The sequence below is a fragment of the Pseudaquabacterium rugosum genome (assembly GCF_038066575.1).
GTDB lineage: Bacteria > Pseudomonadota > Gammaproteobacteria > Burkholderiales > Burkholderiaceae_C > Pseudaquabacterium > Pseudaquabacterium rugosum.
Genome location: NZ_JBBUTF010000018.1, coordinates 42,444 through 65,194, shown reverse-complemented (window position 1 = coordinate 65,194; position 22,751 = coordinate 42,444). Strand labels below are relative to the sequence as shown.

14 protein-coding genes are annotated in these 22,751 nt (G+C 75.5%); 6 read left to right on the top strand and 8 right to left on the bottom strand.

From position 1 onward, the window contains the following. Positions 1-13: 13 nt before the first annotated feature. From AACH11_RS18680 to AACH11_RS18670, 3 genes are all read left to right on the top strand, one after another. Positions 14-3,862 (top strand): hypothetical protein, encoded by a 3,849-nt coding sequence (locus AACH11_RS18680; RefSeq protein ID WP_341375775.1) that lies wholly within the window; start codon positions 14-16, stop codon positions 3,860-3,862. Between the two features lie 124 nt (positions 3,863-3,986). Beyond that, positions 3,987-9,059, top strand: a complete 5,073-nt coding sequence (locus tag AACH11_RS18675; protein ID WP_341375774.1) for a hypothetical protein — start codon at positions 3,987-3,989, stop codon at positions 9,057-9,059. 16 nt (positions 9,060-9,075) lie between these two features. Further along, the gene (locus AACH11_RS18670) at positions 9,076-11,028 is read left to right on the top strand and encodes a hypothetical protein (protein ID WP_341375773.1); all 1,953 of its coding nucleotides are present in this window, start codon (positions 9,076-9,078) and stop codon (positions 11,026-11,028) included. 26 nt (positions 11,029-11,054) lie between these two features. Here AACH11_RS18670 and AACH11_RS18665 read toward each other — a convergent pair whose 3' ends face one another. From AACH11_RS18665 to AACH11_RS18645, 5 genes are all read right to left on the bottom strand, one after another. Then, the gene (locus tag AACH11_RS18665; RefSeq protein WP_341375772.1) at positions 11,055-12,257 is read right to left on the bottom strand and encodes an MBL fold metallo-hydrolase; all 1,203 of its coding nucleotides are present in this window, start codon (positions 12,255-12,257) and stop codon (positions 11,055-11,057) included. Next, on the bottom strand, positions 12,229-13,002 hold the full coding sequence (locus AACH11_RS18660) for a nucleotidyltransferase family protein (RefSeq protein WP_341375771.1): 774 nt from the start codon (positions 13,000-13,002) through the stop codon (positions 12,229-12,231). Before AACH11_RS18660 ends, AACH11_RS18665 begins: the two co-directional genes overlap by 29 nt. Then, entirely contained in the window at positions 12,999-14,129 is a 1,131-nt protein-coding gene (locus tag AACH11_RS18655) for an XdhC family protein (protein ID WP_341375770.1), read from the bottom strand. Before AACH11_RS18655 ends, AACH11_RS18660 begins: the two co-directional genes overlap by 4 nt. Positions 14,130-14,209: 80 nt before the next feature. Then, positions 14,210-16,477 carry a xanthine dehydrogenase family protein molybdopterin-binding subunit gene (locus AACH11_RS18650; RefSeq protein WP_341375769.1) on the bottom strand — a complete coding sequence of 756 codons (2,268 nt, stop codon included), beginning with the start codon at positions 16,475-16,477 and terminating at the stop codon, positions 14,210-14,212. A 21-nt stretch (positions 16,478-16,498) separates the two neighbouring features. Further along, entirely contained in the window at positions 16,499-16,972 is a 474-nt protein-coding gene (locus AACH11_RS18645) for a (2Fe-2S)-binding protein (protein WP_341375768.1), read from the bottom strand. 292 nt (positions 16,973-17,264) lie between these two features. On the opposite strand from AACH11_RS18645, the gene AACH11_RS18640 reads away from it, so the two are divergent. Next, on the top strand, positions 17,265-18,290 hold the full coding sequence (locus AACH11_RS18640; RefSeq protein WP_341375767.1) for a LysR family transcriptional regulator: 1,026 nt from the start codon (positions 17,265-17,267) through the stop codon (positions 18,288-18,290). Here the strand turns inward: AACH11_RS18640 and AACH11_RS18635 are convergent. After that, on the bottom strand, positions 18,272-18,805 hold the full coding sequence (locus AACH11_RS18635; RefSeq protein ID WP_341375766.1) for a Uma2 family endonuclease: 534 nt from the start codon (positions 18,803-18,805) through the stop codon (positions 18,272-18,274). The two genes, AACH11_RS18640 and AACH11_RS18635, sit on opposite strands and share 19 nt — an antisense overlap. Before the next feature lie 156 nt (positions 18,806-18,961). Here AACH11_RS18635 and AACH11_RS18630 point away from each other — a divergent pair, with 156 nt between their 5' ends. Together AACH11_RS18630 and map are read left to right on the top strand one after the other, a co-directional pair. Beyond that, the gene (locus tag AACH11_RS18630) at positions 18,962-19,270 is read left to right on the top strand and encodes a ParD-like family protein (RefSeq protein ID WP_341375765.1); all 309 of its coding nucleotides are present in this window, start codon (positions 18,962-18,964) and stop codon (positions 19,268-19,270) included. After that, complete coding sequence (gene map / locus AACH11_RS18625) at positions 19,270-20,091, top strand: type I methionyl aminopeptidase (protein WP_341375764.1); 822 nt, start codon at positions 19,270-19,272, stop codon at positions 20,089-20,091. The genes AACH11_RS18630 and map overlap by 1 nt, the downstream gene beginning before the upstream one ends. Here map and AACH11_RS18620 read toward each other — a convergent pair whose 3' ends face one another. Together AACH11_RS18620 and AACH11_RS18615 are read right to left on the bottom strand one after the other, a co-directional pair. Continuing rightward, on the bottom strand, positions 20,092-20,637 hold the full coding sequence (locus AACH11_RS18620) for a DsbA family protein (protein ID WP_341375763.1): 546 nt from the start codon (positions 20,635-20,637) through the stop codon (positions 20,092-20,094). Between the two features lie 166 nt (positions 20,638-20,803). Continuing rightward, the gene (locus tag AACH11_RS18615; protein ID WP_341375762.1) at positions 20,804-22,567 is read right to left on the bottom strand and encodes a subtype B tannase; all 1,764 of its coding nucleotides are present in this window, start codon (positions 22,565-22,567) and stop codon (positions 20,804-20,806) included. Between the last annotated feature and the right edge of the window lie 184 nt (positions 22,568-22,751).

The following is a 22,751-nucleotide window of genomic DNA, read 5'->3' as shown; positions in this document are numbered from 1 at the left end:
GGGAGTCCACACCATGGCCATCCAGTTCCAGTTCCTGCCCTGGGTACGGCGCGGCCTCGCCGCCACGCTGGCCGGGCCCGACACGATGGGCGCGCTGCCCGCCCACGCCACGGCCACCGTCGGCGTGCGCCTGGACCCGGCCCACGCCGCCGAACCCCTGGCGCCGGTGGCCGTGCGCCTGCAGGGCCCGGGCGATGTGCTGGCGATCGACAGCCAGCTGATCGTGCGCACCGATCCGCGCCCGGGCACGACCCAGTTCGAGCCCAACTACCTGGCGATGATCGAGTTCGATCCGCCCGACTATCCGTGGCTGCTGACGCCGGCGCGGGCCGACGCCGACGACCGCCTGCGGCCCTGGCTGGTGCTGCTGGTGCTGGAGCAGGCCAAGGTCGGTCTGCCGCGGCCGCGCGCGGGTGCGCCGCTGCCGCAGATCCGCATCGCCGCCGCCGATGCCGCGACCGAACTGCCGCCGCTGACCGAGTCCTGGAGCTGGGCCCACGCGCAGGTGCTCAGCGCGCACGGTGCGGCCGATCGCGAGGGCCTGCAGGCGGATCTGCAGGGCGATCCGCGCAGCCATGTCTCGCGTCTGGTCTGCCCGCGCCGGTTGCGGCCCGACACCGATTACCTGGCCTGCGTGGTGCCGGCCTTCGAGCCCGGCCGGCTGCGCGGGCTGGGTCTCGCCGGCGATGGCCTGGGCCCGGCGATGCAGACGCTGGCGCCGGCCTGGACGCCGCAGCCGGCCGGTGACGTGGTGCTGCCGGTCTACCACCACTGGACCTTCTCCACCGGCCCCCAGGGCGACTTCGAATCGCTGGCGCGCCGGCTGCGCACGCCCGCGGCCTGGCGCGGCGATGCCGCGATCGCCGCGCAGCTGGCGGCGGCCGGCACCGCGCCGCTGGCCGTCGATCCGCGGCTCGATGGCGGCGAGCCGGCCCAGGCCGCGACGATGGCCGGCGCCCTGGTGCCGCTGGGCTGGCAGGCCGCGGCGCAGGCGGCCGAGCCCCATGCGCGCAGCCTGCAGGCCATCGTCAACACGCCGGCGCAGCGTGTGCGCGATCCGGCCGCGCCCGACGCCGGCCCGCCCGAGGCGCGGCTGGAGGTCAAGCCGCCGCTGTACGGCGCCTGGCATGCGCGCACCCATGCCGTGCAGCGCGCCGAGCAGCCCGCCTGGTGGCTGGCGGGGCTGAACCTGTCGCCGGCCCACCGCGGCGCGGCAGGCCTCGGCGCCGAGGTCGTGCGCCGCAACCAGGAGGACTATGCCGACGCCTGCTGGGCCCAGATCGGCGAGGTTCAGCAGGCCGAGCGCCTGCTGAACCTGACCCGTCTGGCGATCGAGGCCCAGCAGGCGCTGCAGCGCAAGCACTTCGATCCGCAGCCCCCGGAGCGGCTGCTGCAGCTGATGGCGCCGGCCCTGCCGCGCATCGAGGCCATCGACGAGGCTGGCCGCGTGATTCGCCGCATCGACGGGCGCACCGCCTCGCTCGGCGGGGTGCTCGACCGCAGCAGCCTGCCGGCGGCCCTGCTCGATGCCGGCCTGCGGCGCGCGGTGACACCGCTGCGCCGCGGTCTGCGCCTGGCCGCCCGCCACAGCGGCCAGCGCGGCGGGCTGGCCACGCTGGCCGGCCATTGGCTGCAGACCATGGCCCGGGCCGGCGAGCGCCCGGCCGCCTTCGCGCTGAGCCCGCCGCTGGCCGACGGCATCCTGGACACCGCGCTGTTCGACGGCCTGGACCTGCCGGCCCGGCTGTCCGACGCCCAGCGGCTGACGTCGCGGCAGCTGCGTGCGCTGGGCCTGCCGGACGAGCTGGGGGCGGACGGCGATGTGGGCGGCGATGTGGGCGGCGATGTGGGCGGTGGTGTGGACGGCGGTGCCGCCACGGGCGCCGATGGCCGCGGCGGCGTCACCGTCGGCCAGGTGCGGGCGCTGATGGCGGCCGGCCGGGCCACGCGCGAGCGTTTCACCGGCCGGGCGCTCGCGCCGCCGCCGATCCGCGCCGCGCAGCGCGGTGGCGTGATCGCCGACCGCCATGTCGAGCGCCTGGGCCGGCTGGCCGCCGAGGCGCCGGGGCTGACGGCCGCCGAGCTCGGCGAGCTGACCGTGCAGATCGAGCGTCAGGGGCGGCTGGGCGTCGAGGCCCTGCTGGTCGAGGCGCCGCGTCAGGGCGGGCTGCTGCAGGTCAGCGCGCTGGGCCTCGATGCGCGCAGCGGCACCTTGCGCATCGACCGCCCGCTGCTGCGCCTGCAGCCGGGACAGGCACCGCAGCGCGCACCGGCCGGCGTGGTGCGGGCGCTGTCCGGCGCCACGCTGGGCCAGGTCGCCACCGGCACCGCCCGCGGCTTCGGCAACGTCGGCCTGCTGGCCAGCCTGCCGCCGGGCGTGATCGACCTGCAGGGCCGGCGCCCGCCGGCGCAGCTGACGCTGGACGCCACGCTGGTCTGGCGCGACGACGCCACCCAGCCGCCCGATGCGGCCGTGGCCAGCATCACCGTGCCGCCGGCCCTGCGCCAGCGCACGGTGCTGCGTGACTTCGCCACCGCCACCCGCGGCCTGCGCGAGCTGCTGCGCGATCCGCTGCGGGAGGCGCGGCTCACGGTGCAGCCGGTGGATTTCCCGCTGCAGCGCGCGGCCGCCGCACTGCGCGCCCGCACCCGGCCCGAGCAGGTGCTGGGCGCCCGCCTGCGCGCCCAGCTGCGCATCGCCGACCAGGCGCTGCCGCCGGCCGGCCGGAGCGCGGCCGGGGCCGGTGGGGTGAGTGCCGGCATCAGTGCCGGTGTCAGTGCCGGTGTCAGTGCCCGCCTGCCGGCCACGCGCCAGGGCTGGGCCGCGCTGCGCTACGTGGTGCCGGCGCTGGCCGACCGGGTGATGGCCTACCCGCGCATCGCCGAGCCGATGTACCAGGCGCTGGCCCGGCTGGATCCCGAGGCCTTCATGCCCGGCATCGGCCAGCTGCCGCAGGACCTGGTGATGCTGGTGCAGGTCAACCAGGCCTACATCGACGCCTTCATGGTCGGTGCCAACAGCGAGATGAACCGCGAGCTGCTGTGGCGCGGCTTTCCGACCGACCAGCGCGGCACGCCGATCCAGCGCTTCTGGGGCCGCCGCCACCTGGGCGCCGACGGCCGTGCCGCGGCCGTGCCCGACATCGACCCCCTCCACCTGTGGCGGCGCGAGCCGCTCGGGCATCGGGCCTCGGACCCGAACACCGGCGATCCGGACCGGGTGGTGCTGCTGGTGCGGGGCCAGTTGCTGCGGCGTTATCCGAACGCCCTGGTCTATGCCTGGCGGCGCGAGGTGCTGCCGGGCCGGCGCAGCCGGCTCAAGGCCGCGCCCGATCCGGTGCTCGACCAGCGCCACCCGGTCTTCGGCGGCCCCTTGCCGCCGGACCTGCAGTTCTTCGGCTTCGACATCCCCCGCGGCGAGATCGCCGACTGGTGCTTCGTCATCGAGGAGCCGATGGGCGAGCCGCGCTTCGGCTTCGACGTCGACGTGGCGCCACCGGTGCTGCCGGGCCAGAGCGCCGCACCGTTGATCGGCCCCAGGACCCGGGTCAGCCTGGACTGGGCGCGCGCGCAGCTGACGCGGCTGGCCGCCGGTGCGGCGCCGGACGCCGATTTCCAGGCCCTGCGTGGCGCCGGTTTCAACCCCTGGCAGGCCGTGTCCTGGAGCCAGTTGCCGGTGGCGCCGGGCGGCTTCGTCGGCATGGCGGCGCTGGCGGCCGTCACCGATCCGGCGCAGCAGCCCTTCGCCGATCTGGCCGCGCTCAGCCCGACGCCGACCGCGGCCGAGATCGCGCACAAGCTGCTGCAACTGCCGTTCCGCGCCTACTGGGAAGGGCCCGACCTGGCGCCGGCCGCGCCGTGAGACGCGTCCGCGCCAGGAGGCCGGCGGGCGTCGATGCACGCCAGCGGCCACCGCTGTTCCGCCCAGGCCTGGGCACCGTTCCGCCGTGCGGCCGTCGCACGGTCCACCGTTTCCGGGAGTCCCCATGCCCCAGCTCCACCTCGATCTGAGCGCCTTCGGGCAGGGCCGGCACACGCTGGCCGCACTGCGCGAGCGTGAGCGTCAGGCCCGGCACGCGCTGCAGCAGGCCGAGGCCCGGCTCGATGCCCTGCGGCGCGGCGGCGCGGCGGCCGTCGGTCTGGACCGCGCGCAGCAGGCGGTCGAGCAGGCCCGTGCGCAGGCCCGCGGCCTGCTGGCCGAACAGCGCGACACGCTCAAGCAGCTGCGTCACCTGGGCGACGAACTCAGGGGCCTGCGCGATCCGGCGGTGCTGCTGCAGTCGCTGTCGGCCGCGCAGCCGGTGGCGCTGCTGCCGGTCAACCTGCAGACGCGCTACGACCGCGAGATGACGCGGCTGATGCTGCGCATCTACCCCGATGCGCTGCACGCCGTCCAGCATGACCCGGGCCTGACCGACGCCGAGTGGCAGGCGGTGCAGGCCTACTGGACGCAGCGCTTCGACGCGCCGGACGACGCGGCCGCCGCCTGGGCACCGCTGGCGCGCCGCCACGGGCCGATGCGCGCGGCCTGGCTGGTGCGCCGGGTGCAGCCGACCAACCTGGCGCAGCTCGGCGGTCCGCGGCCGCTGGCGCCGACCTTCGATGCGGCGGCCGTGCCCCGCTCGGCCCCCGGCGCCACGCAGCAGGTGGCCGCGGCGCTGCCCGAACGCTTCGTCGTCGTCGGCTGGCAGGGCGGGCGCGAGGTGTTGCGCAAGTGGGGCCTGCCGGTGGCCGACGAGCTGCCGCTGTCGCCGGCCTTCGATCCGCTGGCCCATGACGCGGCGGCGGCCGCTGCGCCGGATGCGGCGGCCTGGGACCCCTTCGCCGACGAGCGGGCCTGGCTGGTCGACTATCCCGCAGCCGAGGCCGCCGGCATGGCCATCACCGTCACCGCCCAGGATCTGGCGGCCGGCGCCCGGCTGGCCGATGGCTTCGACCGCCTGGTCGTGCTGGGCGTGGACTGGACCTTGTCTGCGCAGCAGGCCGGTGAGCGCCTGGCCGATCTGCTGCACCACCAGGCCCATGGCCAGGGCCTGGCCTTCATGCCGCAGGGCACGCCGACGAACAACACCGGCAGCGCCCGCGCCGGCCATGCGGCCGATGCCAGCGACGTGCTGGCCGCACTCGATCCGGTGGCCGCCGATGCGGCGCTGCAGGCGGCCACGACCGCCGCGGCGGCCGCGGCGGACGGCCAGCCCGGTCTGGCCGTCGGTCGCGAGGCCGGTGTCGCGCCGGAGCTCGACGGGGCCGGTGCGCGCCTGCACCACCTGCTGGGCCTGCCGCAGGCCGCGGACCCGGCGGCCGGTCTGGATGCGCGTGTGCTGCCCGGCGGCACGCTGCGCGAGGGCGCGACCTCGGCCCACATGATCAACGCGCTGTGGCGGGCGACGCTCGGCGGCACGCTGCGCGACTTCTGGAATCCGGCCGGCGAGGGCGAGGGCACGCCGCGCCTGATCGACGACGCCACGCTGGCCCGGCTGCGGGTGCATGCGGTGCGCCATCTGCGTCCGGGCGGGCCGCTGTCGGTGCTGCGGGTCGGCGATCAGCCCTACGGCATCCTGCCGGTGTGCGCACGCGGCTACGTGCCGCAGGCCGGCTCGGCGCTGGAGCGGGGTCTGCACGATGTGCTGGAGACGCTGCGCGGCTTCTGGCAGGCGGCGGTGCCGCGCGTGCCGCGCCTGCAGGCCGCCTCGGCCGAGGATCTGCACCCGCTGCTGGCCATGCAGCCCTGGTCGGTGGCCAAGCGCCATGTGCCGGTGGCCGGGCCGGCCCAGGTCGCCAACGACGCGCAGCTGCAGGAGCTGGCCCGCTCGCAGAGCCTGCTCAGCGGCCTGGTGGTGGCCGCACTGCTGCGCCACTGGCCGCAGGCGATGCCGCTGATCGCGCAGTGCGTGGTGCGGCCGGTCTCGCATCCGCTGGACGCGGTGGCCTGGGTGCAGCGCGATCCGGCCGACGGCCGGCGCGAGCTGCCGCCGCAGGCCATGCTGGTGCCGGACTACATCGGCGCGCTGCTGCAGCGGCTCGGCGAGGGCCGCACGGGTCTGCGCGCGGCGCTGCAGCAGCACATCCGCACCAGCCACAGCCTGCTGGAGGCGCTGCTGCTGTGCGCCGCCGACCATGAGCTCCTCGACAGCGGCCTGTCCCTGCTGGCCGACCACCTGACGCAGGTGGCCCGGCTGCCGGCCGGGGTGGCCGAGGCCGTGCGGGCCTCCCGGGTGGCCGAGTACATCGGCGTCGATCCCGTGACGTCCGTCGGCGACCAGATCACCCTGTCCCATGCCGGGGCGGTGCTGGGCCTGCAGCTGCACGGCACCACCGGGGACCGCAGCGTCGGCGATGCGCTGGCCGCTCAGCTCGGCCGTGACCGGACGACCTGGCCGGCGGCGCTGGCCAACATCGCCACCTTCCAGCAGAGCCTGCGCCATCTGCAGGGCTGTCGTGCCGGCGAGCTGGACCACGCGCTGCGCACCACGCTGGACGTGGCCGCCTGGCGGCTCGATGCCTGGATCACCTCGCTGGCCACGCGGCGGCTGGACGCCCTGCGCGAGCGCACGCCGCAGGGCCTGCACCTGGGCGCCTGGGGTGTGCTGGAGGACCTGCGGCCCGATGGCGCCGATCCGGCGGACCGCGCCGCCGACAGCCTGGGCCATCTGCACGCGCCCTCGCTGCGTCAGGCCACCACCGCGGCCGTGCTGCGCAGCGGCCATCTGGCCAACCGCGAGCAAGCCGGCGGTGCCTTCGAGCTGGACCTGCGCTCGCACCGCGTGCAGGCCGCCCAGGCCCTGCTGGAGGGCGTGGCCGGCGGCCAGTCCCTGGCCGCCCTGCTGGGCTACCGCTTCGAACAGGCCCTGCGCGAACGCGGCCTGGCGCAGTGGGTGCTGGAGTTCCGCCAGCGCTGGCCGCTGCGTCCGGCCGACGGGGCGGACACCGCGGCCGCCGCGGCCGAGGCCATCGCCGCCCGCGACGTGGTCGACGCGCTGGCGATGCTGCAGGCCGTGCGCACCGATGCCGCCACCGCTCTGACGCTGCCCGGGCTCGGCGCGGCCGAGCGCGGCACGATCCGCGGCGTGCTCGATGACCTGGCCGACCTGTTCGACGCCGTCTCCGACCTGCTGCTGGCCGAGAGCGTGCACCAGCTGGTCGGCGGCGATCCCGAGGCCAGCGCGGCGGCCCTGGCCACGCTGGACCAGCAGCAGCGCCCGCCCGAGCCGCGCATCGTGCGCACGCCGCGCGCCGACCGCGGCTACACCCAGCGCGTGGCCGTGGTGCTGGGCGATGACGATGCCGGGCCCTGGGCCGACCTGGACGATCTGGCCGCGCGGGTCGAGCCCGGGCTCAATGCCTGGCTGGCGCGTCAGCTCGGCGATCCGGAGCGCTTTCTCTTCAGCGCCCGGCTGATCGAGCGGGTGCCGCTGGCCCAGCCCTATGACGGCCGCCCCCAGTGGCGCTGGCAGCCGCGCGACGAGCGGCTGCAGTTGCCGGTGAGCGCGCTCGGCCTGTCGCCGCTGTCGCTGGTGCTGGGCGCCGAGCCGCAGACCCAGGGCGGCCAGAGCGCGCTGCAGGAGCGCCTGGCGGTGTGCCTGTCGGCCCGGGCCCGCGAGCGCTTCGGTGCGGCCGCCGACGCGATGGCCATCGTGCTCGACGGCGAACCGCCGGCCGATGCGCCGGCCGGCAGCCGGGGTCTGCTGTCGCTGGAATCCCAGTGCTGGCTGCTGCACCGGCTGCTGGCCCAGGCCCGGGCGCTGCACCGCCAGGACCTGGTGCTGGTGCGCGACGACGTCGAGGCCGCCGCCCGCCAGCGCGACGGCGAGCAGGCCGGCGCCGACGTGGGCGAGCTGCGTGGCCGGGTCGCCCTCGCCGATGCCGCGGCCGATCAGGCGCTGGCCGCGCTCGATGCCGCGCAGGCCGCCTTGCCGGCCGACGAGGACCTGCTGGCCGCACTCGATCCGCGGGCGGCCGGCACCCGGGCGCTGTACGCGGCCGTGCGCACCGCGCTCGACCAGGCCGCGGCGCTGGGCTGGCGCAGCGCGACGGCCACGCGCGCCGGCGGGGATGCGCAGGCCGCCGGTGCGCGCATCGATGCCACCGACGGCGGTGCGGCGGCCGATCCCCAGGCCGCGGCGGGCGGCCCCGGTGCCGACACGCTGCCGGCGGCCGCGGCGCGGGCCCGCACGCTGGCCGCCGAGATCCGCGCCCGCCTGGCCGAGGCGCCGTGGCCGGCCGCCGACGCCCCGGTGGCGGTGCAGGTGCGGGCCCTGGTCGCCCGCACGCGCGCCATCCTCGGCCGCGACTTCCCGCTGCTGCCGCGCTTCGTGCTGGGTGATGCCGCGGCCGAGGTCGATGCCGCGCTGGCCCGCCGCGCCACGCTGCTGGACGGCGACGACTGGGCCATCGCCGGCTGGCTGCCGCAGCTGGCCTGCGTGCACGAGCCGCTGTCGCGGCTGTCGGACGCGCTGTGCGCCGCCGAGGCCCAGGGCATCGAGCCCCTGGCCACGGATTTCAAGCTGATCCAGATGGGCGCGCCCGGCCGTGCGCCGGTGCGGCGCTGGGGGGCGCTGCCGCCGGCCGATGGCGATGACCTGCGCGGCGTGCTGGCGGTCGTCGCCCATGCGCCGGCCGCGCTCGACGGCGTCGGCGAGCAGACGCGGCTCAGCGGCCTGTTCATCGACGAATGGAGCGAGACCCTGCCCGCGGCCCAGCAGACCACCGGCCTGTCCTTCCACTTCGACGCCCCGGGCGCCCGCGCGCCGCAGACCCTGCTGCTGGCCGTGCCGGCCGACCCGAAGGCCGAGCACTGGACGCTCGACGAGCTGCTGGCCGTGGTCGACGAGAGCCTGGCCCTGGCGCGGCTGCGCGCGGTCCGGCCGCAGGACCTGCAGGGCCTGGGCACGCTGTTGCCGGCGCTGATGCTGCCGCAGAACCTGCCGGCCGACGTGCCCTCGGTCGACCTGGCCGGCCTGCTGGGCCGCAACCTGCAGCAGCTGCGTGGCGCCTGGGGCCAGCACAGCCCGCTGAGCGCGATGACGATGGCCGCGGGCAAGCTCGTGGCCACCGAATGACACCGGAGTCCCGACCATGAGCACCCGACTGTCCGCCGCCGCCGCCCGCATCACCGCCCTCGGCGCCGAGGCGCTGCAGGCCCGCCCGTCGGTCACCAGCTGGTCGCGGCTGGAGCCCTTGCCGGTGGCCGACGACATCGGCCTCGGCCTGCAGGCGCCGTTGGCCGATCCGCTGTGGCTGCTGGCCCGCCAGTGGCAGTTCAACGAGCTGCGCGGCGAGGACGCCGGCAGCCCGGTGGCCGCCGACGTGCGGGTGCACGGCCTGCCGCTGCGCACGCTGCTGCCGCCCGGCGGCGCGCCGCAGCCGCTGGACGACGCCCAGGCGCCGATCGAGGCGCTGGTCGAGGGCGAGCGCGTGCTGGGCGCCCATCCCAAGCTCAATGCCCAGGCCGGCCAGCAGCTGTTGCGGCTGCTGCGCGCGGCCGGCCAGCGCGCGGCGATCGGACCGCTGCTGCGCGACTGGCCGGCGGTGCTGGCCGCGCCGTCGGACGCGGCCAGCGACGTGCGCGGCTTCGTCTGGCACCAGCTGCTGGACGGGCGCAGCGTGGACGCGGCCGGGCTGTCGGCCGCCTGGCGCGACGTCCACGCAGACGCCGCTGCGGCCGCGGCCTGGCTGGCCGCGCACGATCTGGATGCGCAGGCGCTGCCGCCGCTGCTCGACCGCTGGCTGCGCTGGATCGACGCGCTGGCCCTGGATCCGCGCAGCGACAGCGGTGCCAGCCCCTGCTGGCAGCCGGCACGGCTGGATTACGCCTTCGGCCTCGGCACTGCCGGCACCTCGCCGGCCGCGCAGATCCAGGCCGCGGCCTACACCGACGGCCGCCTGGACTGGGACGACTTCACCGCCACCCGGCTGCCGGCCGCCGGCTGGGCCGCGGATCCGTCGCCGACCCATGCCGGCCCGCGCCCTGCGGTGCTGCACGTCTCCCCCGGCCGGGCGCTGATGCCGGCCCAGGCCCGCTGGCCGGGCATGCCGGCCGACCGCCACTGGTCCTTCGAGGACGGGCGGGTGAACTTCGGCGCCATCGGCGCCGGCCGCGGCGATCTGGCCCGCCTGGCCCTGCTGGAGTACGCGCTGGCCTGGGGCCACGACTGGTACGTGCTGCCGCTGACGCTGCCGGTGCAGAGCCTGTGGCAGGTCGGCCGCCTGACGGTGCGCGACAACTTCGGCCTCGGCGTCGAGATCCCGCCGGCGCGCAATCCCGATGGCACGCCGTGGTCGCTGTACGCGCTGTCGCGCCAGGGGCCGGCGGCGGCCTCCGGCGGTGGCGATCCGCTCTACCTGTGCCCGTCGCTGCAGGCCCAGGAAGGCCCGCCGCTGGAGCAGGTGCTGCTGATGCGCGACGAGATGGCCAATCTGGCCTGGGCGATCGAGCAGCGGGTGCAGGGCAGCTCCGGCGACCCGCTGGACCGCCGCGACGAAGCCGCCCGGCTGTCGGTGCTGCAGTCGGTGCGCGGCGGCGGTGCGGGGGGGCTGGTGCACCGTCTGCAGACGCCGGTGGCCCCGCACTGGATCCCCTTCCTGCCGGTGCGCCGGCCGGGCGCGACGCCGCAGCAGTGGTCGATCCAGCTGCAGCGCGGCGTCGTGGTGCAGCACCTGCCGGTCGATACCGCGCGGCTGGCCGACCCGCGCCAGGCCGATCTGGCCGCCGTCATCGCCCGGCTGCGTGCCGCGCCCTGGGTCCAGGCCGAGCCGGAGCAGGCCGGTCTGCAGGGCTTCGCCTTCCACCCGCGTGGCGAGATCCTGCGCGAGCGTCCCGCCACGGGCGCGGCCGGTCTGGCCACCGACTTCCTGCGGCTGGACGACGAGACCGTGCCGCGCGCCGGCATCGAGCTGCGGCGGGCCTTCAACTACGCCCGCGACGCGCGGGGCCGGGCGCTGTTGTGGATCGGCCGCAGCAAGACCACCGGCCGTGGCGAGGGCGCCAGCGGCCTGCGCTTCGATGCCGTGGAGCGGCCGGGGGGCTGAACGCGGATCCGGGCCGGGGGCCGGGTTCAGCGCGGTGCATCCGCCGTCGTGGCGGAGACCGTGGCGGCGGCCGTGGCCGGGGCCGCGACGACCTCCCGCCACCACGCCTTCGTCGGCTGCGGCCGGTGCAGGTCCACCCGTTCGCCGAAGCGGGGGGTCAGCAGGGGCTGGCCCGCGGCCGCGGCCAGTTGGCTCAGGCGCTCCAGCGGCTCGTCCCAGCGGTGGAAGGCGAGGTCGAAGGTGGCGTTGTGGACCGGCAGCAGGCGGCGGCCGCGCAGGTCACGGTGGGCCTGCAGGGTCTCTTCAGGGTGCATGTGCACGGCGGGCCAGCGGCGGTCGTAGGCGCCGTTCTCCATCAGCGTCAGGTCGAAGGGGCCCAGGCGCTCGCCGATCTGCGCGAAGTGCGGGCCGTAGCCGGAATCGCCGCTGAAGTAGATCGTTTGTCGAGGGCCCTGGATGACCCAGGATGCCCACAGCCGCCGGTTGCGGTCGAACAGCCCGCGGCCCGAGAAATGGCGCGCCGGGGTGGCCGTCAGCGTCAGGCCGTGGAGGCGGGTGTGCTGCCACCAGCCGAGCTGGCGCACCTGGTCGCGCGGGATGCCCCAGTCGACCAGCAGATCGCCGACGCCGGTGGGCGTGACGAAGACGCCGGTGCGCGCGGCCAGGGCGCGCACGGTGTCGCGGTCCAGGTGGTCGTAGTGGTCGTGCGAGAGGATGACGGCGGCCAGCGGTGGCAGCGCATCGAGCGCGATCGGCGGCGGCTGGAAGCGGCGTGGCCCGATCCAGGGCAGCGGCGACGCGCGCTCGGCCCAGACCGGATCGGTCAGCCAGAAATGCCCGTCGAGCTTGATCAGCACCGTCGAATGGCCGAGCCGCCACAGGCTGCCATCGGGCGCGGCGGCCAGGTCGTCGCCGGTCAGCGCCTGCATCGGCAGCGGGCCGTCGGGCCGGGTGCCGGCGGGCTTGTCGAACAGCATGTCGCGGCCGATCGTCAGGGATTGGAGGAGGCCGGGGGGATCGATGTCCTCGCCCGTGGCGGCCGGCGTGGCCGGCAGCGGGCGCAGTTCCCAGCCGGTGGGCTGCAGCAGGCGTTGGCAGGCCTTCCAGCCGCTGCCGAGTGCCAGTGCGCCGAGGGCGGCCGACAGCAGCAGGGCCGTGCGGCGGCGGGGGATGCAGCCGCCGGCAGCGGCGCGATTTTCATCAGGGGGCACAGGGTGGGAATCCGTCATCGGGCCAGCGGATGTCGGCCTGCGGCCAGGCGGCGCGCAGGGCCTGCAGGTCGTCGGGGGTGTCCAGATCGGTCACCGGGCCGGGGCTGTCGAGCGCGAGCACCGACAGCCGCAGGCCGGCGGCCTGCAGCGCCTCGCGCAGGCCGGTCTCGGGCGGCGCGGCGGCCAGCACGCGCACGGCGCGGGCCGACAGCAGCACCGGATGGCCGGGCCGGCCATCGACGACCGGGCGCAGCGCGTCGAAGGGGCGCTGCGGATCGGCCCGCCAGGCCCGGCACAGCGCGGCGACGTCGGCGGCCTGCAGCCGCGGCAGATCGGCCACGCACAGCAGCAGGTCGGGTGTCTGCGAGCTTGCTGGCGAGGTCTCTGGCGAGAGAGCGTGCCCGGCCGCCGACCTGAGGGGCGGACCGAGGGGCGGACCGAGGGGCTGATCGAGGTGCGGACCGAGATGCCGGTGCAGCGCCCACTGGCGGCTGTGGCCGAGCGTGGGCAGGGCGCCGTCCGGATGGTGCAGTGCAGGCGCCGGGGTGTGCGCCGACGCCTGCAGTTCGCGCTGCAGCGCATCCCAGGCCGCCCGGTCGCGGCCGCAGACCACGCCGAGTGCGGCCGGCCGTGCGCCCTCATGCAGGGCGTCCAGCAGCCGTGCCAGCAGGCTGCGGCCGTCGATGCGCAGGGCGGCCTTGGTGCGGCCGCCCAGGCGCTGCCCCTGCCCGGCGGCCAGTACCCAGGCGTGGAGCGGCGTCATGCGGGGGCGGGCAGGTGTCCGGCCTCTGCGGCTGCTCCAGCCTCTGCGGCCGGCTCAGCCCGCTCAGCCGGATCAGCCCGTTCGGCCCGTGCCGTCGGTTCCGCCTGTCCCACCTGCCGCGCCCGCGTGGCGCCGGCCTTGCCCGCCTCCACCGCCACCCGCTGCTGGCGGGCGACGCCGTTCTTGGCCGCCACCAGCTCGGCCATGATCGACAGCGCGATCTCGGCCGGGGTCTTGCTGCCGATGTAGAGCCCTGCCGGGCCGTGCAGCCGGTCGAGCTCGGCCTCGCTCAGGTCGAAGTGCTGGCGCAGGCGCTCGCGCCGCGCGGCGGTGTTGCGCCGGGAGCCGATGGCGCCGACGTAGAAGGCGTCCGAGCGCAGCGCGTCGATCAGCGCCAGATCGTCGATCTTCGGATCGTGGCTGAGCGCGACGATGGCGGTGCGCGCATCGGGCCGCAGCCGGGCGATCAGGTCGTCGGGCATCTCGGGGCTGACGGGCAGGTGGCCCAGCGTCCAGCTGGCGCGGCTTTCGGGCCGCGGGTCGCAGACGATGACGTCGAAGCCCAGGCCCTGCGCCATCCGGGCCATGAAGGCCGCGATGTCGCCCACGCCGATCAGCAGCAGCCGGGCCTGCGGGCCCAGCCAGGTGGTCAGCGTGTGGTCGTCGAGCTGCGGCAGGCCGTCGTGCCCGCTCTCGCGCAGCGTCACCGCGCCGGTGGCCAGATCCAGCCGGCGCTCGGTGGCGCGGCGCGCTTCGCGGGCCTGCAGCAGCTCGGGCAGGCGGCTGTGGGCGGCCACGGGTTCGAGCACCAGCTCGATCGTGCCGCCGCAGGGCAGGCCGAAGCGGTGGGCCTCGTCGGCCGAGATGCCATAACGCAGCACCTCGGGCGTGCCTCCGGCACAGACCGCGCCCGGCCCGGCCTCGCGCACACGGCGCACCAGATCGTCCTCGATGCAGCCGCCGGAGACCGAGCCCACGGTGCGGCCGCGGCCGTCGAGCGCCATCAGTGCGCCCGGCGGCCGCGGCGACGAGCCCCAGGTGCGGGCCACCGTCACCAGCAGCACGGCCTCGCCGGCGGCCTGCCAGGCGCAGGCGGTGCGCAGCACCTGGGTGTCGAGATCGTCCATGGGGCAGGGGCGGCGGTCAGTGGGTGGCAGGCGAGGTGTGGCGGGCGACGGTGCGGCCCGCGTGCGCGGCGGGCACGTTCTCAGCCGAGCGCGAAGGGCAGCGCGCGCGGCGTCTTGCCGGTCAGCGCGGCGATGGCGTTGGCCAGGGCCGGGGCCAGCGGCGGCAGACCCGGCTCGCCGATGCCGGTGGGCGGCTCGGCGCTCGGCACGATGTGCACGGCGAACTCGGGCGCGTCGGTGATGCGGGCCACCGGGTAGTCGCCGAAGTTGCTCTGCTCGACCACGCCGTCCTTCAGCGTGATGGCACTGCCCTCCAGACACATCGACAGGCCCATGATGGCCGCGCCCTGGATCTGCGCCTCGATGCTCAGCGGGTTGACGGCCAGGTTGCAGTGCACGCCGGCCGTGGCCTTGTGCAGCACCGGCCGGCCGTCGCGCAGCGACGCCTCGACCACCCAGGCCACGACGGTGTTGAAGCTCTCGTGCACCGCCACGCCCCAGGCACGGCCGGCCGGCAGCTGGCGCTGTCCATAACCACTGCGTTCGACGGCCAGTTGCAGCGCCTCGCGGTGGCGGCGGTGGCCGCTGCCGAACAGGGCCAGACGGTAGGCCACCGGGTCCTGCTTCGTCGTGCGGGCGATCTCGTCGATCAGCGTCTCCATCACGTAGGCGGTGTGGGTCGAGCCCACGCTGCGCCACCACAGCACCGGCACGTTGACCTGCGGGTGGTGCACGGTCAGGCGCATCGGCAGCGGGTAGGGATCGCGCAGGCCCTCGGTGGCCGTGGGGTCGATGCCGTTCTTGATCATGCCGGCGAACATCGTGCCGCCGACGATGGACTGGCCGACCAGCGCATGGTCCCAGGCCAGCACCCGGCCCTGGGCGTCGAAGCCGATGCGCGCGCGGTGCAGGTGCAGCGGGCGGTAGTGGCCGCCGCGGATGTCGTCCTCGCGGCTCCACAGCGTGCGCACCGGGGCGCTGACGCCGGCCGCGCGGGCGGCCTTGGCCACCTCGCAGGCCAGCACCACGAAGTCGCTCGACGGCACGCCACGGCGGCCGAAGCCGCCACCGGCCATCTGCACGTGCACCCGCACCTGCTCGGGCTTCAGGCCGAGGGTGCGCGCGGCGGCCATCGCGTCGACGCCGGCGAACTGGGTGCCGGTCCAGACCTGGGCCCCGTCCGCATCGAGCTGCACGGTGCAGTTCAGCGGCTCCATCGGCGCGTGGGCCAGGTAGGGGAAGACGAACTCGGCGTCGATGCGGTGCGGCGCCGTGGTCAGGGCCGAGACGTCGGCCTCGAAGGCGCGCGGGCCGGGCTGTTCGGCCAGCGCGCGGTACTGGGCGAGCTGGCGGGTGCTGTCGACCGCCTCGCGGCCGGCGCTGTCCCAGCCGATCTGCAGCGCGTCGCGCGCGGTCTTGGCCGGCCAGTAGCCGTCGGCCAGCACGGCCACGCCCTCGCCGCCGCCGGGCAGCGGGATGCGCAGCACGGCGCGCACGCCGCGCACCGCCTTGGCGGCGGTGTCGTCGACCGTGGCCGGGCGGCCGCCGAACACCGGCGGGCGGGCCACGACGGCCGTCAGCTGGCCGGGCCGCTTCACGTCGATGCCGAAGTCCTGGCGGCCGCTGCTCTTGGCTCGGGCGTCCAGCCGGTGGGTGGCGCGGCCGATCAGGCGGAAGTCCTTCGGATCCTTCAGCGTGACCTGGGTGGGCACCGGCAGCGCCGCGGCGGCCTCGGCCAGCGCGCCGTAGCCGGCGCGGCGTCCGCCGGGGCCGAGCACCTGGCCGGCGTCGGTGCGCAGCTGCGCCACGTCGACCTGCCAGCGCGCGGCGGCCGCAGCCAGCAGCATCGCGCGGGCGCGGGCGCCGAGCTCGCGGTACTGGCTGTAGCTGTGGGCGGTGGCGGTGGAGCCGCCGGTCATCTGCAGGCCATAGCGCGGATCGGCATAGGCCGCGTCGTTGCCGCCCAGGCGGCTGCTGACGCGTGACCAGTCGGCATCCAGCTCCTCGGCCAGGATCAGTGCCAGGCCGGTCTCCACGCCCTGGCCGAATTCCAGCCGGTTGATGGTGACGATGACCTGGCCGTCGGGCTGGATCTGGACGAAGGAGGCGGGCTGCTCGATCGGCTTCAGGCCGCCGGATGCGCTGCCGCCGGCGGTGGCCTGGGCCTGGACATCAGCGGTCTGCAGACCCAGGCCGAGGGCCAGGCCGCCGAGCCCGCCCAGCTTCAGGAAGCTGCGGCGGGGCAGGGCGGCGGCCGGCGTGGCGGTGTCCTCGTCAGCGGCGGCCTGGCGCTGCGCCAGGTGCTGCAGCGCGCGTGGCAGGGCGGCGGTCAGGGCGTGGTCGATCATGTCGGACTCTCCTTGCGGGGCTCAGGCCAGGGCGCGGGCGGCGTCGGCGATGGCCGCACGGATGCGGGCATAGGTGCCGCAGCGGCAGATGTGGCCGGCCATCGCGGCGTCGATCTCGGCGGCATCGGGCACCTTGCCGCGGGGCAGCGACTTCAGGAAGGCGGTGGCGCCCATGATCTGGCCGCTCTGGCAGTAGCCGCACTGGGCCACGTCGTGGCGCACCCAGGCCTCGTGCACGGCGCGGCCCACGCGGTCGGCGCCGGCGGTCACGTGCTCGATGGTCTCGATGCGGCGGCCCTCGACCGCCGAGATCGGCGTCACGCAGGACCGCGTGGCCTGCCCGTCGACATGCACGGTACAGGCGCCACAGGCGGCGATGCCGCAGCCGAACTTGGTGCCGGTCATGCCCAGCGCATCGCGCAGGGTCCACAGCACCGGGGTGGACGGATCGACGTCGACCGTCTGGTTCCGGCCGTTGATGTTCAGTCGTGTCATGGCGGCGTGGCCCCGGGCGAGGGGCGGCGTGGCGGGATCGGGGCGGGGTGGGGTGGGCGTGGCCGGTGCCGGCCCGGTCGCCCTTGACCGGTGTCGGCCGGCGTTGGTCGGTGTCGGGGCGGGGGCGGCCTGCGTGGCCTGGGCGGACGCGCGACAGGTCGGCGTTCTTCCGGCGCAGGGAGCCGACTCTAGGGGCGCCGCCGCGGCACCGGTAGCGCGGCCGGGCTTGTCACTGTCGCAAGCCGGGCTTGATACTGGAGGCCCTGACACTGCATCCGTGCCGACCGCCCCGATGAACGAACTGCGCGCCATCGCCACCTTCACCAAGGCCGTGGAGCTGGGCAGCATCCGCCAGGCCGCGCTGGCCCAGGGCGTCAGCCCGCAGGCCGCCAGCCAGGCCATCGCCCAGCTCGAACAGCAGCTGGGCGTGCGCCTGCTGCACCGCACCACCCGCAGCCTGGCGCTGACCGAGGAGGGCCGCAGCTTCCTGGAACACACGCAGCCGGCACTCGCCGCGCTGGACCGCGCGCTGCTGCTGGCGCGTGGCGGCCAGGACGAGATCGCCGGGCCCTTGCGCATCGTCGGCCCGCGCTCGTCGTTCGCGCCGCTGCTGATGCCGGTGATCCGCGAGTTCCGCGAACGCCACCCGGCCATCCTGCCCGACGTGCAGCTCGACGACAACCTGGGCGACTGGGTGCGCGACCGGGTGGACGTGGGCTTTCGCATCGGCGTGGCGCCCGATGACGGCGTGATCGGCCGTCGCCTGTTCCCGCTGCAGCTGCCGATCTGCGCCTCGCCCGCCTACCTGGCGCGCCATGGCGTGCCGCTCACGCTCGATGATCTGGCGGCCCACCGCTGCAGCGTGTTCCGTCATGCGGGCAACGGCAAGGTGTTTCCCTGGTGGGTGCAGGTCGACGGCCAGACCGAGACCCGCATGGTCAGCCCGGCCCTGTCGACCAACGACACCGAGCTGGAGCTGCAGGCCGTGCTGTGCGGCGAGGTGATCGCCCAGCTCGGCATGATCCAGGCCGCGCCGCTGATCCGCAGCGGTCAGCTGGTGCCGCTGCTGCTGGACCACCTGTGCGCGCCGATCGCGCTGCACCTGTACTACGGCACCCGCACCGCGCTGCCGCGCCGGGTGCGCGCCTTCATCGATCTGGCGGTCGAGCGGCTGCAGGACAGCCCGGCCTATCTGATGACGGACGCGGAGCTGCGGGCGGCGCAGGCGGCGGCGCTTGGCGCTGCTGCCGGCGCGATGGCGCGCCCGGGTCCGCCGGCGCGGCGCCGGCGGGGTGCCGCTCAGTCCAGATCGGCGTAGAGCGTCGCGCTGTCCATCACCAGATCGACGCTGGCCAGGCCCAGGCCTTCGGCGGTCTCGAAGGGGTGCAGTACCCACAGGCCGTCCTCGCCGCGGCGGTAGACGTCGCAGCGGCGGCTGTCGGGGTCGATCAGCGCGATCTCGCGCAGCCCCGGGATCTGCCGGTAGTGGGTGAACTTGGTGCCGCGGTCGTAGGCGGCCGTGCCCCTGGACAGCACCTCGACCACCAGCGTGGGCTGGCGCTTGATCAGCGGCGCGCCGCGGTCGGCCTCGCTGCAGGTGACGAAGACGTCGGGATAGAAGTAGCTGCCGACGGTCTCGGCATGCAGCTTCATGTCGCTGATGAAGGTGCGGCAGCGGGTGCCGCGCAGGTGCTGCTTCAGTGCCATCGCGACGTTCAGCGCGATGGTCACGTGGCGCTCCTCGGCCCCGGCCATCGCCCAGACCTCGCCGTTGACGAACTCGTGGCGCTGCGTCTGCGTGGCCTCCCAGGCCAGGTAGTCGGCGGCGGTCATCACGGGTGGGCAAGGTCACCCATGGCGGGCTCCTGGGGTGGTCGGGCAGGTGCGCATCATAGGCCGGGGGCGGGCGATCGTGGCCCCGGTCGGCGGGGTGGAATATATGAAACGCATACAATGCGTGTATTCATTTCCGGAGTCGCACCGCACACCATGGGCATCGTCAAGATATCGGACACCATGCACGAGAACCTGCGCGTGGCCAGCCAGGCGCTGAGCCGCTCGATCAATGCCCAGGCCGAGCACTGGATGCGCGTCGGCATGCTGGCCGAGCTGCATCCCGGCCTGGACCACCAGGCCATCGCCCGCCTGCTGGTGCAGGCCGAGGCCACCGGCGGCCTGGACCTGGCCGCGGCGCTGGCCCTGGCGCCGCAGGCCGCGGCCGCAGCGGCCGGCCCCGCCACCGCACCCGTCCGCCTGGCGGACGTGGCCGGCGCGCACACCCCGGGTGGAGCCCACTGATGGCGCGCGGACCCAAGGGCGTGCCGATCCGCTCGGCCGCCGAGATCGCCCAGGCCCGCATCGCCGCCCGCCTGGCCGCCGAGGTGCTGACCATGATCGAGCCCCACGTGGTGGCCGGCGTCAGCACCGGCGAGCTCGACCGCCTGTGCCACGAGCACATCGTGAAGGTGCAGGGCGCGATCCCGGCCAACGTCGGCTACATGGGGTTTCCCAAGACCGTCTGCGTCTCGGTCAATCACGTGATCTGCCACGGCATTCCGTCGGACACGCAGATCCTGAAGAATGGCGACATCCTCAACATCGACGTTGCGGTGATCAAGGACGGCTGGTTCGGCGACACCAGCCGCATGTACTGCGTGGGCACGCCGAGCGCGCTCGCCCGGCGCCTGATCGACACCACGCGCGAGGCCATGCTGGCCGGCATCGCCCAGGTGCGCCCGGGCGCGGCGCTGGGCGACATCGGCCATGCGATCCAGACCGTGGCCCATCGCGAGCGCTTCAGCGTCGTGCGCGAATACTGTGGCCACGGCATCGGCACCATTTACCACGATGAGCCTCAGGTGCTGCATTACGGCCGCCGCGGCGACGGCCTGCGCCTGGAGCCGGGCATGATCTTCACCATCGAGCCCATGCTCAACGCCGGCCGCCGCGAGTGCCGCCAGCTGGCCGACGGCTGGACGGTGGTGACGCAGGACCGCTCGCTGTCGGCGCAGTGGGAGCACATGGTGGCCGTCACCGCGGATGGTTGCGAGGTGCTGACGGCGGTGGCGGAGGGGGCGCTGCAGGGGGCAGCGTCGGCCCCGGATCGGGCGACGCCCTGATCAACCCAGCCCCAACCGCCCCAGCCACTGCTCGACCGGCTCGCCGCTGCCCATGTCGGCGACGACCAGGCCGTCGATCATGAAGGTCGGGGTCACGTGGATGCCGTTCTGGCGCGCGTAGCGGGCCTGCCACTTGATGTGAGGCGTCAGCGCCGGGTCCTGCCAGGCGCCCATCAGGGCGACGCCGGACAGCGCCTCGATCTGCGTGATCAGCGCGTGCGGGCTGCGCTCCAGCAGCTCGCCCTGGCAGTGCTCGATCGGTTCGAAGGCCTCGCGGTGCCCGAAGATCGCCGTCAGCACGGCCCGGGCCGCGGCCTTGCCGCCGGGCGTGGTCGCGGCGGCCAGCACCGCGCGCGTGGTGATCGGCGAGAACGCGTGCCAGGGCTGTGGCTGCAGGCGCAGGTGGATCGTCAGGCGGTCCTCGCCGGCGCGCTGCAGCAGCTCGTCGAGCTTGGCGAAGGCGCGGGCGGAGAACGGGCAGGTGGGTTCGAGGAAAACCTCGAGCCTGCGGGGGCCGTGGCCCCAGACCAGCGGGTCGGCATGCATGGTGGGTGGTTCCTGTGGGAGGTCGTCGGGGGGAGGTGACACGTGGATCCGCGGGACGCCGCGGGGGACCCTGAGCCTTGAGCCTTGAGCCTTGAGCCGCAGCCCGGTGCCGGCCCGTCCTCGCGGACGGCGGCCGACAGCCGGTCATGAGGGCTCAGGCCCGGCTTCAGCCCCTGCGGGCGTCCAGATGGGCATCCAGGCGCTCGTCGATCCAGTCGAACAGCGCCGGCAGATCGTAGTCGCCGCTGTGCGGGCGATCCCAGGGCAGGGCCAGATCGACGCTGCGGGCGCGTGGCCGGACGGCGGCGGCCAGCAGCGCCGGCACGGCCAGGCCGGTGTCGCGGTCGGCGGTGCCGTGGCGGATGCGCCAGTGCGGGGCCACACGGTTGCGGCCGTCGGCCAGCTGGCGCAGCGCGTCCATCTGGCGCACGGTGAGGTCGGGGGCGCGGCCTGCGGTGCCCGCGGCATCGCCCTGGCTGTGCGCCAGGCTGAAGTCGGTGAAGTGCCGGCGGTCGGTCGTGGCGTCGCCGAAGAGCTGGTTCTCGCCGGTGTCCAGGGCCACGCCGTCGAAGGCCGGCACCGTCTTCATGCGGCCCACGGCGCGGGCATAGGCGTCGAAGTCGGCGGCCACCACGCGTCCGCCCTGCAGCTGCAACCAGCCGCGCTCGCCGAGCGCCTGACCGCGATCCAGCGCGTCCTGGGCCGAGGCCACCAGCAGGCCCTGCACATGGTCGCGCAGGCTACCGCGGCCGTCGGCCTCCAGCCGCAGTGCGCGGCCGGTGGCGTCCGTCAGGCCCAGCGCGTTGACCTGGGCCGGAAAGCCCGCTTTCAGCGCGTCCGACAGCGCGATCTGCAACGGCGTCAGCGTGCCCGGCACCTCGGTGCGCTGCATCCGGTAGTCCAGCATCGACATCTCGATGCGGCGGTAGTCGTGCACGGCGTTGAACTGCCACTCGTGCGCGCCGTCGGCCAGGCCGAGCGCGGTGATCGGGCAGTAGGCGCTGACGGCCCAGATGTCGTCGCGGCCGGGTGCGGCGCCGACGGCGTCGAGCTCGGCCGTGTAGTCGGCGCCGTTGCCGCTGGCGCCCAGCAGGGCCGACAGCGCGCCGCCCGCGCTGGTGCCGTTGGAGACGATGCGCTCGACGTCTCCGGCCGGCAGTCGGTCGGCGTTGTGGTGCAGCCAGCGCACGGCGGCCTTCAGGTCGACGATGGCGGCCGGTGCCTTGCCGCTCCAGCGGCCGTCGGCCGTGCGCAGCGTGCGGCCGCGGGCGCCGGGTGCGGCCACCACGTAGCCGCGGGCCAGGGCCTGGGCGATGGTCGACGGCGCGGACGAGGGCGCGCCGCCGGCCGGGCCTGCCGCAGCGACCGTGCCGACCGGGCCCGACGCTCCGCCGGCCACGGCTGGTGCTGTCCGTGCCCCTTGTGCGCCTTGTGCCATCTGAGCGGCCGATGCCGCCGATGCCGCCGATGCCGCCGATGCCGCAGGTGGTGGCCCCATGCCCCGTCCCTCCGGCGTGCCCGGCCGGGCCGGCATGTAGCCGCCCACCTGGTTGGGCAGGAAGATCGGCGCGCTGCGGGCGGTGTGGCGGCCGATGCGCTCGCCGCGCAGATAGGCCTCGGGGATGTAGAGGTTGAGCTGCTGGTGGTCGGCTTCGAGCGGACGCGCCACGGTCGGCAGGCCCACCCAGGCGCGCACGGCCAGGCGGCGGCCGTCGCCGAGGTCGACGTGGATGCGCTGGCCGGCCTGCGGATCCAGCTGCAAGGCCGGCGACGGCGCGTCACCGGCGGAGGTCGAAGTGGTGGTGGTGCTGGCCGGCAGGCGTGCCGCGCCGGGCGCGGCGGAACGGGAGGCGGGCGCGGGCAGGCTGCAGGCCGTGCCCAGCCCGGTCGACATCAGGGTCAGACCGAAGGTGCGGCGGGAGATCGTCATGCCGCCATGCTCTGCCTGGACTGTGCAGCGATCGTGCAGAGCCCGGTGATGCGGCGTCGCCACGGCGGGCTTCGTTCACGCGCCCGTCATGCGGCCTCGCCACACTGCGCCCGCTCGTGAAGTCGTGTGTCCGGACCTGTCCGAAGGTGTCGGGCGCACGGTCCGTGCGTGGGCGGGTCGCGGA